Consider the following 12,718-nt stretch of genomic DNA (forward strand, 5'->3'; position numbering starts at 1 on the left):
GTATAAATTAGAGTAGTTAAAAGACAGTTTGTGAGAAAATCCGTCGAAAATCTTGCAACCAGCAAAACAACAGGTGGAAGAAGACATCCATTAAGAATAAGAAGAAAATATGAAACAGACAGATATCCTAACGAAGCTGTCAATGGAGCTCAGGTAACCATTACAAGAAGAGTTCGCGGAGATAATAGAAAAACTGCTTTAAAGTCAATTGATTTTGTTAATCTAGCAACAGGTGATGCTAAAGTAAAGAAGACAAAAATTCTCAAAGTTTTGGAGAATGCAACAAACAACGACTATCAAAGAAGAGGCATTATTACAAAAGGTGCAATATTAGAAACACAAGAAGGTAAATGCAAAGTCGTTTCTAAACCAGGGCAAACCGGAATAGTAAACGCAGTTCTCTTAAAGTGATTGAATGAAAGATTACGAACACATCGTAATCTGGTTGGATTATTTCAACAAGACATTACCAAGATCAAAAGGACGGAAATTAGAAAAAGAAAAGTGTATTTTTGATCCATCATTAAAAGAATTATCAGATGCAGCTCAATCTGCAGGATTTGAGATTACAGAAACAGATGACAAAGTAAGATTTCCTAGACGGCCATTTGTCAGGTCAGGATACATTGTGTTACCAAAAGGATCCTCAAAGACAAAAATTCTTAACAAGATTTCAGAAAAATTAGTTTTAAAACGTTCCAAACAATCAAAATAAAATCAATTCTAGCTCTTAGCTAAAGTAAAGTTGACAGAAGTCTATGATAAGAATATCATGATTAGTGTTTCTAATTGCAGGAGGTAGGCGAAATAATGCACCTAGCCGGTAGTGGCAGGGTAATCATTCAACTATCTGAAAAGGTAGTAGAAGGAAACATACTCTGCGACGAGAAAGGAACTAGAGTTGCAAAAGTAATGGAATTAATCGGTCCAGTAAAAAGACCGTTTGCATCAGCAAGTCCATTAACAAACAACATCAAAAAGTACATTGGCAAAAGTGTTTTCGCAACCGAAAATTCTCCTGTAACAACACAGAAAAAATTTAGGAGAAGAAAAAAATGAATGTATTACAAACAGAAAACTGTCCTGAATGTCAAGCATCATTAATTGACGACATTCAGAATGGAGAGGTTATCTGCTCTGGTTGCGGCGTAGTAGTTGCTGATCAGATTGCAGATTATGGACCAGAAACGAAAAGTTCGAATCTAGAAGACAAGATGAGACTAGCAAGAGCAACAGGACAAACAACTTATTCCCAACATGATTTGGGAATTGCTACAGAAATAGCAATCAGTACTAAAGACTTCAGTGGCAAAACAATCAATCATGAAGTTGCAAATCAAATGCACAATCTCAGAAAATGGCAACAAAGAGTTAGAGTTTCCTCACCAAGGGAAAGAAGACTAGCAAACGTGTTAGCAAAAATGGGCGAAACATGTGATGGACTAGGTCTTTCAAAAAATGTTTTGGAAACTGCTTCAATGATATACAGAAATTTGGACGGACATGTTGATGTGAAGGGAAAATCAGTAGCAAGCATTACAGCTGCTACAATTTACATGGCATGCAAACAATGCGACGTAGTAAGATCCCTCGAAGAAATTTGTCGAGGAATTTGTGCACCCAAAGATGTAAAATCAAAAACGAAACTTGCGGCAAGATACTATAGAACCATGGTAATGGAAATGGGTCAAATTACGGCTCCAGTTGTCACCATGGACAAATACATCTCAAAAATTGCAAACATGACACAAACCGAAGTAAGGGTAGAAAGACTTGCTTTGGAGATTGCTGAAAAGACCAAAAACAGCAGTATTGCCGATGGTAAGGCTCCAAATGGAATTGCAGCAGCATATCTATATGTAGCCTCAGTACTGCTTGGTCAAAACGTTCTACAAAGAGATGTTTCTAGCATTGCAGGTGTCACAGAAGTAACAATAAGAAACAGATGCAAAGAGATTCTAACAAGCTACAAACTCAAAATTACTTTGAGACCATCTCTGGCCAATAACTAAACCCAAATTCCCCCCTCTTTTCATTTTATTATTTTAGAACCAACTCGATTAGGATCAACTAATTTTCGTGGGTATTATATATAGAAACAACCAAAACGCATCATGGCAGTACTTGAAATCAAAGATCTTCACGTAGCAAGAGAAGGAAAAGAAATTCTCAAAGGTGTAAATCTGAAAACAGGACCAGGAGAGGTTCACGCAATCATGGGGCCAAACGGTTCTGGAAAAAGTACTTTAGCTTACACATTACTTGCACATCCAAAATACGAGGTTACTAAAGGAGATATTTTGCTAGATGGTGAAAGTATTTTAGAATTATCAGCTGATGAACGTGCAAAGAAAGGATTGTTCTTAGGATTTCAATATCCAACAGAAGTGGCAGGGGTAGGATTTTCCCATTTTCTTAGAACAGCATACAACTCACTAAGTAAAGCATTACAAGGTGAAGACAGAGAAGTATTCATCACAGTAAGAGAATTTCAAAAATATCTCAAAGATAACTTAAACAAGGTTGGATTAAAAGAAGAATTCCTATCAAGATATCTAAATGAAGGATTTTCAGGCGGTGAGAAAAAGCGCGCAGAGGTTTTACAAATGGCAGTATTAAAACCAAAAATTTCAATTCTTGATGAACCAGATTCGGGTTTAGACATTGATGCTGTCCAGGCAGTTGCAAAAGCAATTAGTCAAGTATCAGGAAAAGATGCAACAGTTATTGTGATTACTCACTATGCAAGAATCCTAAAGTTCCTAGACAAGCTAGACTTTGTGCATGTGTTTGCAAGAGGCAAAGTTTTGAAAACAGGTGATGCATCACTTGCAGACAAGCTAGAAAACGAAGGTTATGATTGGATTTTAGAACAAACCGCATAATCAAATTTAAACAGATTATTTTATACCACAATCATTGATTTACAAAGTACACGTAGAATTTTCAAAAGAATTTTTAGAAGTTAAAGAGGATCAAATCAACATAGGATTAAAATCAAAACCAATCAAGGGACAAGCCAATATGGAAATTATTAAGAAACTAGCAAAACATTTTGGGGTATCATCAGGACTGGTTCAAATAAAATCAGGACATAAATCTCAAGAAAAGATAATAGAAATTTCACAACAGAAAATCTAGTTTTTGTTTAAATAGGGTTTCAAAATTGTACAGAACATGTCAGAAAATGATGAACAATATTATTTCAATTTCTCATTTTTCAAAATCGATCCCAAATGGAGATGGATGGCAGATTTGGCAAAAGAAGAATCAGCAAAAGAAGTAGACAATATTTTAAACAATTCAGGAATAATGTACAGATCATATTCCAATTTAGGATTAAGAGATGACTCGGATTTTTTGTTGTGGTTTGCAGCAAAATCAATTGAAGAAATCCAATCAGTTATAGAAAAATTATACAAAACAGTTTTTGGAAAATACATCATCCCTTCTATGACTTTTCTCTCATGTACTAGACCTTCGATTTATGTCCAAGGGGCAAGGAAAGAACATGGTTTTCTTACTGGAAAGGAACCAAAAAAACATGTTATAGTTTATCCATTTACTAAAACCAGAGAATGGTATCTTCTACCCCAAGACAAGAGACAAAAAATTATGGACGAACATATCGAAGTCAGTAAAAAATACCCACAGGTAGTACTCAATACAACTTACTCTTTTGGAATACATGATGAAGATTTTATGTTGGCATTTGAGGTTGAGAACATCAGAGACTTTCAGGATCTCATCATGGATTTGAGGGAAACAGAAGTTTCATCATATGTGAAAAACGACATTCCAATGATTGTATGTGTCAAAAAGGATATTGTACCTCTAATCACAAGCCTAGGGTAAGATCTTTAAAACAATCTTAATATCAAAAGGGCAAATCTCGGATAAACATAAATGAAGAAATTTCAAATATCTCTTAAATTCAGTTGATAGTGCATGAAATACAAGAAATTAGGTAAAAGCGGAATTGAAGTATCTGAGATAGGTTTTGGGGCATGGAGTATTGCCTTAGATTGGTGGGGAAAGAAAATTGAAGAAGATGAAGCAAAAAAGATGTTAAAAAGAGCTTATGATTTAGGAATTAATTATTTTGAAACAGCAGATATGTATGGAAAAGGAAAAAGTGAGAAACTTATCGGTGAAGTTTTCAAAGGAATGAGAGACGAGATCGTCATTTCAACAAAGTATGGTTATGATTTTTCAAATGTAGAACAAATTGGCCATGCAGAACTTCCTCAAAATTATAGTCCAGAATACACCAGAAAAGCACTCGATGCATGTCTGGAAAGACTACAAACAGATTATTTGGATTCATTAGGATTACACAATCCAAAATTACACCACATAAGAAATGATGAGACATTCAACACCATTGATGAGTTAATCAAAGAAGGAAAAATTAGAACAGCTCAAGTCGCACTAGGTCCTGCAATAGGATGGACACAAGAAGGGCTCGAAGCAATGGACAGAAAAAGCGTTTCATCTATTCAAACCGTCTACAATATTTTAGAACAGACTCCTGGAAATGAATTAATTCAAAAAGCTGAAAAAGAAGATGTTGGAATCCTAGTCAGAGTTCCAGATGCATCAGGAATCTTAACAGGAAAAGTAAAGGCAGACACAGTCATTCCAAGCAATGATCATAGAAAAGATCGAAAGATAGAATGGAGAAAATCAGCACTAGAGAAAGTAGAACAATTCAGGCCAATTGCTGAACGAAACGGACTTAACATCACAGAATTTGCAATCAAATTCATATTATCAAAGAATAAGATTGCATCAGTTTTACCCACAGTTGTAAGCGAAGAAGAAATTGAAATGTTTGCAGCAATTTCTGATGGCAAATACCTTAGTTCATCAGATATGAAAGAAATTGAAGAATTATACAATACATGGCCAGCATATGAATTAAAGGCTACACCTCAAACAAACTAGTCTCTGATGGACAAAATAGATTCAGAAAGAACTTTAGAAATTATTGAAAGACTAAAGATTGCAAAAATTGGGGAGTATAAAAAATGGGAAACAATAATCAAGAAAATAAAAAAAGAAATACCGCTGAGTCAGGCAGAACTAGAATATTATTCAAGACTAACTAGAATATACAAAGAGCCCACAATAACAAGTCGAACAAGGATTTACCACGTAAGGCTCTCAGAGCATGACGAACATCCACCGTGCCAATTATGTGGTGAAAGTTCAGAGTATTACTGTAACATAAATGACCAATACTTTTGCACAATACATGTCGTAGGTCACGACGATAACGAAATTTAAGAAACAGTAATAGATTCTTCTAAACTAAAGTTATTTTCTACAAAATATTCTACACGTGTTTTTTTGAATTCACGGGAGCTAAACAGTATTTTATAATCATCAACATGAATTTGGTCCTGAATGTTTTTTGCCATTTCATGTGCCTCGTCATGAGTCTTACAATGAATCATAGAAAATACATTGTAAGGCCAATCAGGATATGTAGGTCTTTCATAGCAATGACTTACCTGCGGAAATGCACCAAGTTTACCTCCAACCTCAGAAATTCTATCCTCAGGAACTTTCCAGACAATCATTCCATTTGCAGTAAATCCAACTTGACGATGTCTTAGAATTGCTGCAAATCTTCGCATTACTCCAATACTTTCATAGTATTTCATTTTTTCAAACAACTGATCTTCTGAAATGCTAAGGTTGTTTGCAGCTTTTACAAAAGGTTCATCAATTATTTCCATATCTTTTTGGAGTTCTCTGACAAACGCCTTATCTTCGTCAGTAGGCTCAAATTTTACATTTTGTATTTCTTTTTTCTTTTCAGTTGGTGCAACTTCATGTTTCTTTTCATCTACCATGTCAAGTTTTACACCAATTTTGAATAGTTGTAATGTTGGAAGCATCCTAACTTTTGTAATTCCTTTTAAGACATTAAATTTGTCAAGTTCTGTTTTCAAATCAGAGCCAGGAGGAACTGCCAAAGTAAACCAGAGATTAAACTGATGATCTCGTTCATAATTATGACTAACACCAGGATGACGATTAATTTGACTTGCAACGTGTTCAAGTTGATCTTTTTCAATTTCCATTGCAACCAAAGAGCTGGTATAACCTAGTTTTCTTGTGTCAAAAATTGCGCTCAGTTGTCTCAGAACACCAGATTGTTTTAACGCATTCATGCGTTCTTTGATAATTTCAGGAGTAGTGTCAAATTTTTTTGCAATCACATCAAAGGGTCTAGTTACAAGTGGAAAAGTCCATTGAATCTCATTGAGGATTTCTTTATCCAACTCATCCATTGAAGTCATCAAGTCAATGACTTGTTCATTCAATTAAAAATGTAGCTAGAATTTTTACGCATTGTTTTGAATACATAAATAGAAACTGTAGCCTTTTTGATCGATGATAGTGGATCTGAATCTCCAAAACAAAAATGTGATTGTCATTGGAGGGGGAAAGGAAGCCCTAAAAAGAATAAACTCACTCTTGAATCAAAATTGTAAGATTACAGTGGTTAGTAAAAAAACAAACACAGCAATTAACAAACTTGCTACATCTAAAAAAATCAAATTAGAAAAAAAGAACATTCAAGAAGTGTCATTTCTATCAGAATTAAAGCCAGACATGGTAATCACAGCAACTGATGACAATTTGCTAAATCAAAAAATCATCAAAGCTGCAAAGAGAAAAAAGATCATAGCATACAGTTCGGATAATCCAGATGAGAGTGATTTTTCAAATCCAGCAATAATTGATTTTGAAAATACAATAAAAATTGCAATTTTCACAGGAGGAAAAAGTCCTGCAATGTCAAAGAAATTAAAAGCAAAGTCTGAGAAAATTTTCAAGAAAATTATCACAAAAAAAGAGATAGGACAAATTAAAATTCAAGAGATCGCACGAAAGATGGCAAAAGAGAGCATTCCCACTCAAGCAGCAAGAAAAGAATACATTAACAATATCATGAGTGATAACAAGATTGATCAGTTAATAAAAGACGGTCACTTCAAAAAGGCTGAAAAGCGCGCAATTACAATATTGAGGGATTGGAAATGAAACAAAACATCATAAATGCACGTGTTACTTTTCGTAATTCACCAATTCATGTTTTAGAAAAATTCACAATCAAGAACATAGATAATGCGTATGAGGAATTCAAAAAACATTCAGGGTTAGATGAATGTGTGATAATTCAGACATGTAACAGAATAGAGCTTTTTGGAAAATCAAAAGAATATGACGTAGATAAGATCAGAAAAACATGGGCATCTTTAACAGGGTTGGATGAAGAAACATTCAAAGAAAATTTAGAATTAGTTGAGAATCAAGAGGCATTACATCATCTCCTAAAACTTACCTCAGGTCTAGACTCAATGGTAGTAGGCGAAGAGCAAATCTTAGGTCAGATAAAAAATTCCATCACATCTGCAAGAAATACAAAAGCATCAGGACGACATCTCAATACTTTATTTGACAAGGCCATCCGAATAGGAACCAGAATTAGAAATTCTAGTGGGATTGGAAGGGGAGGAATATCCGTAGGGTCTATGGCAGTAAAACTAGCAGAAGAAAACATTGATGAATTAAAATTTAAAAAAACATTACTGATTGGAACAGGAGAAGTATCCACACTGGTTGCAAAATCACTTCAGAGAAGGGGATATGATTTTGCAGTAACTAGCAGGACATTAGAGAGATCAAAAGCATTTTGTGAAACAATGGGAGGAAATCCAGTTAAATTTGAAGAGGTTCTTTCAGGATTTGAAAATTATGATGTTTTGTTTGTAGCAACAACTGCACCTTATTTTCTTGTAACATATGACAGAATCATCAAAGCTATGAAACAAAACAAGAAAGGGATGATGATTCTAGATCTGTCAAATCCCAGGACAGTAGATGAAAAAGTAGCTACTATTGCAGGGGTTAAACTGATGAATCTTGATCAGATTGCAGAAATGGTTGAAAAAAACATGACGGCCAGATTAAACAAGGTTAAAACCGTTGAAAATATAATTAATGAAGAGGTTTCAGTTTTAGAAGCCTCAATGAAAAGATTAGATGCAGAACCATTGGTAAAAGATGTTTTCAAGAATATTGATTCACTTAGGGCCAAAGAATTGCAAAAAGCACTACAAATGTTAGATGAAAAAGACGAAAAGAAAATCAAAATCATTGAAGAATTGACAAAAGCAGTAGTAGAAAGCATAGTATCAACACCTATGAACAACATCAGAAAAGCATCTGAGCAAGGAGACCCAGACATTTTGGAGACTGCCAGCAAATTATTTGACTATAAAAAACAGGCAGATTAGACTAGGATTATATTTTACCCAGAAGGATTTTTGATAATGTCATTCCCTACAAGACGTCTGCGCAGATTAAGGACATCAGCAAAGATGAGAGAACTAGTCCAAGAAACGAATCTCTCACCCAGAGACTTTATCTGCCCAGTATTTGTTCAAGAGGATCTTAAAACAAGAATCAAGGTAGAATCAATGTCTGAAATTGAAAGATTGCCTTTAGAAGACATCAACGATGAAGTAGAAACTATTTCGGATCTAGGGATCCCAGCAATCATGTTATTTGGCATTCCCTCTAACAAAGATGAAGCAGGCTCATCAGCATTTGACGATAACGGAATTGTGCAAAAGGCGATTGCGCAAATTAGAAAGAATTTTGGAGACAAAATAGTAATCATGGCAGATGTATGTTTGTGTCAATTTACATCAACAGGTCATTGTGGAATTATTCAAGGAAATAAAATAGATAACGATACAAGTTTAGAAACATTAGCAAAAACTGCGGTAAGTCAAGCAAAAGCTGGAGTAGATACAGTGTCGCCTTCGGCAATGATGGACGGGCAAGTGGCTGCAATCAGAAAGGCCCTAGATGATGAAGGGTTTACAGACGTTTCAATAATGTCTCATTCTGCAAAGCATCGTTCCTCATTTTACTCGCCATTTAGAGACGCAGCTGAATGCGCACCAAAATTCGGAGATAGAAAAACATACCAGGTTCCATTTACAAATGCAAGAGAAGCTATGATGGAAGTGGAGACAGACATCAATGAAGGAGTAGACATTGTGATGATAAAACCAGCATTATCATATCTGGATTTGATTGCAGAAACTAGAAAAAGATTCAATGTGCCAGTTGCAGCATATAGTGTGTCAGGAGAATATGCACTTGTAAAGGGGGCAGCAACTCAAGGATGGGTTAATGAAAAAGACATTACAGAAGAAATTTTGTATTCAATAAAAAGAGCAGGAGCAGACATGATTGTCACATATTTTGCAAAATCTGCCGCAAGATTCCTTCAAGAGTCATGAGAAACGACGAGAGATTTGAAATAGAAAGAGCATTCGACTTATTGCCTCATGTTATAGGTTGTAGCTGGGCATCAATTTGGTTTCGAATGAACAAAATCAAAAAACCATCTAGAGAAGAATTTCGAGAGAAGACTATAGAATATTTTAAGATGATAGACCCAGTTTTTCAGTCATACCCAAAAGAAGAACAATTTGAGGCAATTCAAAAATACATTGACATCAGATCCAGTGAAGAAATAAAGAAAATTCAAGAGGGACTCAACAAAGAAGTTGAAAAAAGATATGACAGGTATGTAGATTATGGATAAAATTCAAAAAGAAAAATTAGAAGGGTCACTGAATATTCAATGGAATATTGACGCTCCCATAAGGCTCTGAGATCCTAAAGACATAATCTTTTGAAGGATCATAGATGAATTGTGTTCCACCATATCCAATGTTAGGACCAAACAACATGTTGAAGATTGCAGATTCTCCAGATTGCAAAACAATTTGTCCGTTTGTAAAGTCCATTCCAGAGTATTTGAATGCCTTTTCACCATTCCAAACATCATAATTGCAAACTGCAGGACCAGTACACATCATAGAGACATTGTCTGATGAACCATTGTTTTCAGCTAAAATCCTGACAGAAAGAATTGCTTGACCGGATTCGGTAATTTCAAATGAATTGCCTTCAGTTCCAAGTCCTGGCCAATAATAGGTAACAGGACCTGCTTGGAATGATTGACCGTTTTTCTTTATGCTGTAAGCTTCAATTTGGTGCTTTGCTGCTTTTTCACAGTTTAGTCGCGGATATGCTTTTACAATTTCAGCGCATCTCTCTAGTTCGGCTTCCAGTACTGCTAATTTAGAATCATCAGTTGTTTTCATAGGAGTTTCAGACATTTGTTGCGATACAGGAACAGAAATTATCCCAGTCTTGATTAAATGTTGAATGCCATTAACAAATTCACCATCAGATATTGTTCCATCAGCCCACCAGCCTGCGTTATTTTTTACCCAAGCAGGTACACCTTCAGACTTTTCAGCAGAAACAGATGTCATAGGAACTACAATTATACCATCTTTGATAAGGAATTGAATTCCCTGAATAAATTCTGATTCGGAGATAGTTCCATCAGCCCACCAGCCTGCGTTATTTTTTACCCAAGCAGGTACACCTTCTGCAGTTGCAAAAGAGGTAATTGAGCCAACCAGCAGAATTGCGGTGATTGCAGTTATTTCGGGTTTCATTGATGTTTTTCTCAATTCATGATATATAAGATGGTGCTAACTTTTTTTCTAGTGCCAAATTTGCACATATAACATCTAGTGGTAAATAATTTTTTTCTCGTTTGGCTTTTTAAATTATCAGAGAGGATTTTTCAGATGAGCAAAAATCAAGACAGACAGAATAGAAGAAACATTATGATTTCTGAAGAAGATGTAAAACAATATGTCTTTGAGCGATTTAACGATGTAAAAAGAACTAAAAAGATCAAAGACTTGGCAAGTTTTCAAGCAATGAACAAGTACATGATAATGGTTCATGGTCAAGAAGAATTAAAAAAATTGGGCAATATTGTTGCCAATCACAAAAAAATTCCATTTGAAGAAATTCTAGAAAAATATGAAAGACATCTCAAAAGAGCATTTGAGAAACATCCTACAACAAAAATGCACATTAATGTAATGATGCACATATTTGGATACTTTTCAAAAGATTTTAGCCAACATGAAAAAGAAATTTTTCTGAAATTACTTGAGAAATACAGAAATGAAAAGATCACCATAGGAAATATGTTATCAAAAATTAATCCAATAATTTTTAGATTTAACAACACATATCTTGCCAGTCAAACCTATTTTCTACTTTATTCTGATACACAATCTGAAATTCTTTTGCAAATGTTTCAGACAGACAAACAAAATCCATGAGTAATCAATTTTCAAATAGGTGTTCCTTTGTATTGATAATCAATTACTTTATGAAATGTGTTATGAGATGCAATTATTGCAATTGCTGCAATTGCAGTTCCAACAAAGTTTCGTATAGTAATTGCATAGTTTGGAATGTCAGATATCAGAGTAGTACTAAAAACAAAATAAAAATTATCAAATAACCAAAACGCCATAGTTATCCAAGAAAGCACACCTCCAATGAGATAACCAAGACGAGTCTTATTTTTGACAAATATGATTGCAGAAAGTATTGCAATGTACCAAACCACACTTGCAAAAATCCATGCAGGTTCATATACACTGGGCCTATCATCTAGCCAATAATACGTAGATCCTATTACAGCCATGGCTACAAGGGACACCATCAATAGTTTCTGATTTATCTGAAATCCTGTTTTTTCATGCTTTAGTTCAACAGGAGGGGGATTTTGCTGCATTTCTTTAGTTGCAATGTCAATAGATTCTCGAACAGATTTTAACCGAATGGGAATGATTTTGGTGATAGAATCATCTGTTACAACAGTATCATGAACTAGACTGTCAATCAAGGGCCGTGCAAGAGATGCCTTTACAGGAGTAATCAGATCAACCCAATAAGATGAAAGGCGGGTTGTCAGAAATGGAATTTGAATAATGAATAGATTTTTGTTCAAATATGCTGCATAAACACGCATTAACTCTTCATAAGTCATTTTGTCAGGACCACCAATTTCATAAATTTTCCCTGCAGTTTCATCATGTTCCATACATCCAACTAGATAAGACACTACATCATCAACTGCAATTGGTTGAGCCATAGATTTTACCCACGAAGGTGTAACCATGATTCGTAATCGTTCTACCAGATATCTCAACATGGCATAAGAGCCACCTTTTGCACCAATGATTAGCGATGCACGTAACTCAGTAACAGGAATGTTACCGGAAGATAAGATCTCACCAACTTGTTTTCTACTTTGCATGTGAGGTGATAAACCCAAACTATCATTTACTAATCCACCAAGATAGATAATTCTCTTAACACCTGCATCAGTAGCAGCCTTAAGAAAATTTTTGGCTTGGAGTTTTTCACGAGAAGTAAATTCTTTCCATTGTTCTTTGCTACCTTCCATTGAATGAAGCAGATAATATGCAGTTTCAATTCCCGTCATTGCTTTTTTTAGCTGTTCAACATCAAAAACATCTACTTGAACATACTTTACATTATTTGTATCATCAATCTTGTTTCTACTCATTCCTTTTACAGTATACCCTAAAGAAACCAAATGTGAGATCAATCTAGAACCAATAAAACCAGTTGCGCCAGAAACTAAAATAGAGTAAGGAGTATTTTGATGATAAGAATCTTCAGACAATTTCTGATTCATCACTCTACCTCAATGCACCAATTTGTTGTTTTTGTGGACGATTTACCATGAAACCCAATCCCATCAAGACAATAC

General features: G+C 34.9%; 17 protein-coding genes. 14 read left to right on the plus strand and 3 right to left on the minus strand.

All coding sequences use genetic code 11. From position 1 onward, the window contains the following. Positions 1–30: 30 nt before the first annotated feature. The 9 genes from NsoK4_RS05785 to NsoK4_RS05825 all read left to right on the plus strand — a co-directional run bounded on the left by NsoK4_RS05785 (position 31) and on the right by NsoK4_RS05825 (position 5,289). On the plus strand, positions 31–411 hold the full coding sequence (locus NsoK4_RS05785) for a 30S ribosomal protein S8e (protein WP_211686048.1): 381 nt from the start codon (positions 31–33) through the stop codon (positions 409–411). Between the two features lie 4 nt (positions 412–415). Then, positions 416–715, plus strand: a complete 300-nt coding sequence (locus NsoK4_RS05790; protein WP_211686049.1) for a signal recognition particle subunit SRP19/SEC65 family protein — start codon at positions 416–418, stop codon at positions 713–715. Positions 716–810: 95 nt separating this feature from the next. After that, complete coding sequence (locus tag NsoK4_RS05795) at positions 811–1,059, plus strand: H/ACA ribonucleoprotein complex subunit GAR1 (RefSeq protein WP_249111000.1); 249 nt, start codon at positions 811–813, stop codon at positions 1,057–1,059. Next, positions 1,056–2,012 carry a transcription initiation factor IIB family protein gene (locus NsoK4_RS05800; protein WP_211686051.1) on the plus strand — a complete coding sequence of 319 codons (957 nt, stop codon included), beginning with the start codon at positions 1,056–1,058 and terminating at the stop codon, positions 2,010–2,012. Before NsoK4_RS05795 ends, NsoK4_RS05800 begins: the two co-directional genes overlap by 4 nt. A gap of 102 nt (positions 2,013–2,114) precedes the next feature. Then, on the plus strand, positions 2,115–2,885 hold the full coding sequence (gene sufC, locus NsoK4_RS05805; RefSeq protein ID WP_211686052.1) for a Fe-S cluster assembly ATPase SufC: 771 nt from the start codon (positions 2,115–2,117) through the stop codon (positions 2,883–2,885). A 34-nt stretch (positions 2,886–2,919) separates the two neighbouring features. Beyond that, positions 2,920–3,141, plus strand: a complete 222-nt coding sequence (locus tag NsoK4_RS05810; protein ID WP_211686053.1) for a DUF167 domain-containing protein — start codon at positions 2,920–2,922, stop codon at positions 3,139–3,141. Positions 3,142–3,177: 36 nt separating this feature from the next. Further along, the gene (locus NsoK4_RS05815) at positions 3,178–3,855 is read left to right on the plus strand and encodes a chlorite dismutase family protein (protein ID WP_211686054.1); all 678 of its coding nucleotides are present in this window, start codon (positions 3,178–3,180) and stop codon (positions 3,853–3,855) included. 93 nt (positions 3,856–3,948) lie between these two features. Beyond that, entirely contained in the window at positions 3,949–4,947 is a 999-nt protein-coding gene (locus NsoK4_RS05820) for an aldo/keto reductase (protein WP_211686055.1), read from the plus strand. Between the two features lie 6 nt (positions 4,948–4,953). Continuing rightward, positions 4,954–5,289 (plus strand): hypothetical protein, encoded by a 336-nt coding sequence (locus NsoK4_RS05825; protein ID WP_211686057.1) that lies wholly within the window; start codon positions 4,954–4,956, stop codon positions 5,287–5,289. On the opposite strand, the gene NsoK4_RS05830 is transcribed toward NsoK4_RS05825, so the two are convergent. Continuing rightward, positions 5,286–6,302: an Lrp/AsnC family transcriptional regulator gene (locus NsoK4_RS05830; RefSeq protein WP_211688957.1), complete on the minus strand. Its 1,017-nt coding sequence runs from the start codon at positions 6,300–6,302 to the stop codon at positions 5,286–5,288. The two genes, NsoK4_RS05825 and NsoK4_RS05830, sit on opposite strands and share 4 nt — an antisense overlap. 103 nt (positions 6,303–6,405) lie before the next feature. Here NsoK4_RS05830 and NsoK4_RS05835 point away from each other — a divergent pair, with 103 nt between their 5' ends. From NsoK4_RS05835 to NsoK4_RS05850, 4 genes are all read left to right on the plus strand, one after another. Further along, on the plus strand, positions 6,406–7,059 hold the full coding sequence (locus tag NsoK4_RS05835) for a bifunctional precorrin-2 dehydrogenase/sirohydrochlorin ferrochelatase (RefSeq protein WP_211686059.1): 654 nt from the start codon (positions 6,406–6,408) through the stop codon (positions 7,057–7,059). Further along, a complete protein-coding gene (gene hemA, locus NsoK4_RS05840; RefSeq protein WP_211686061.1) occupies positions 7,056–8,315 on the plus strand; it encodes a glutamyl-tRNA reductase in 1,260 nt (419 codons plus the stop codon). Before NsoK4_RS05835 ends, hemA begins: the two co-directional genes overlap by 4 nt. Before the next feature lie 36 nt (positions 8,316–8,351). Next, positions 8,352–9,332, plus strand: coding sequence for a porphobilinogen synthase (hemB, locus tag NsoK4_RS05845; RefSeq protein ID WP_211686063.1), 981 nt, complete (start codon positions 8,352–8,354; stop codon positions 9,330–9,332). A gap of 86 nt (positions 9,333–9,418) precedes the next feature. Beyond that, the gene (locus NsoK4_RS05850) at positions 9,419–9,640 is read left to right on the plus strand and encodes a hypothetical protein (RefSeq protein WP_249111001.1); all 222 of its coding nucleotides are present in this window, start codon (positions 9,419–9,421) and stop codon (positions 9,638–9,640) included. 25 nt (positions 9,641–9,665) lie between these two features. On the opposite strand, the gene NsoK4_RS05855 is transcribed toward NsoK4_RS05850, so the two are convergent. Then, the gene (locus NsoK4_RS05855) at positions 9,666–10,568 is read right to left on the minus strand and encodes a peptidase (protein ID WP_211686066.1); all 903 of its coding nucleotides are present in this window, start codon (positions 10,566–10,568) and stop codon (positions 9,666–9,668) included. A 135-nt stretch (positions 10,569–10,703) separates the two neighbouring features. Here NsoK4_RS05855 and NsoK4_RS05860 point away from each other — a divergent pair, with 135 nt between their 5' ends. Beyond that, positions 10,704–11,252, plus strand: a complete 549-nt coding sequence (locus NsoK4_RS05860) for a YbgA family protein (RefSeq protein WP_211686068.1) — start codon at positions 10,704–10,706, stop codon at positions 11,250–11,252. Between the two features lie 11 nt (positions 11,253–11,263). Here the strand turns inward: NsoK4_RS05860 and NsoK4_RS05865 are convergent, their stop codons facing one another. Then, on the minus strand, positions 11,264–12,643 hold the full coding sequence (locus tag NsoK4_RS05865) for an NAD(P)H-binding protein (protein WP_211686070.1): 1,380 nt from the start codon (positions 12,641–12,643) through the stop codon (positions 11,264–11,266). Between the last annotated feature and the right edge of the window lie 75 nt (positions 12,644–12,718).

It is taken from the genome of Nitrosopumilus sp. K4, from assembly GCF_018128925.1.
Lineage (GTDB): Archaea > Thermoproteota > Nitrososphaeria > Nitrososphaerales > Nitrosopumilaceae > HKST03.

Bases quoted from the DNA above. Each gene is read 5' to 3' on its own strand.
- NsoK4_RS05795 (WP_249111000.1), top strand. From the start codon at position 811: ATGCACCTAGCCGGTAGTGGCAGGGTAATCATTCAACTATCTGAAAAG.
- sufC (WP_211686052.1), top strand. From the start codon at position 2,115: ATGGCAGTACTTGAAATCAAAGATCTTCACGTAGCAAGAGAAGGAAAA.
- NsoK4_RS05865 (WP_211686070.1), bottom strand. From the start codon at position 12,643: ATGAATCAGAAATTGTCTGAAGATTCTTATCATCAAAATACTCCTTAC.
- NsoK4_RS05820 (WP_211686055.1), top strand. From the start codon at position 3,949: ATGAAATACAAGAAATTAGGTAAAAGCGGAATTGAAGTATCTGAGATA.
- NsoK4_RS05825 (WP_211686057.1), top strand. From the start codon at position 4,954: ATGGACAAAATAGATTCAGAAAGAACTTTAGAAATTATTGAAAGACTA.
- NsoK4_RS05790 (WP_211686049.1), top strand. From the start codon at position 416: ATGAAAGATTACGAACACATCGTAATCTGGTTGGATTATTTCAACAAG.
- NsoK4_RS05850 (WP_249111001.1), top strand. From the start codon at position 9,419: ATGAACAAAATCAAAAAACCATCTAGAGAAGAATTTCGAGAGAAGACT.
- hemA (WP_211686061.1), top strand. From the start codon at position 7,056: ATGAAACAAAACATCATAAATGCACGTGTTACTTTTCGTAATTCACCA.
- NsoK4_RS05800 (WP_211686051.1), top strand. From the start codon at position 1,056: ATGAATGTATTACAAACAGAAAACTGTCCTGAATGTCAAGCATCATTA.
- NsoK4_RS05860 (WP_211686068.1), top strand. From the start codon at position 10,704: ATGAGCAAAAATCAAGACAGACAGAATAGAAGAAACATTATGATTTCT.
- NsoK4_RS05830 (WP_211688957.1), bottom strand. From the start codon at position 6,302: ATGGATGAGTTGGATAAAGAAATCCTCAATGAGATTCAATGGACTTTT.
- NsoK4_RS05835 (WP_211686059.1), top strand. From the start codon at position 6,406: ATGATAGTGGATCTGAATCTCCAAAACAAAAATGTGATTGTCATTGGA.
- hemB (WP_211686063.1), top strand. From the start codon at position 8,352: ATGTCATTCCCTACAAGACGTCTGCGCAGATTAAGGACATCAGCAAAG.
- NsoK4_RS05815 (WP_211686054.1), top strand. From the start codon at position 3,178: ATGTCAGAAAATGATGAACAATATTATTTCAATTTCTCATTTTTCAAA.
- NsoK4_RS05855 (WP_211686066.1), bottom strand. From the start codon at position 10,568: ATGAAACCCGAAATAACTGCAATCACCGCAATTCTGCTGGTTGGCTCA.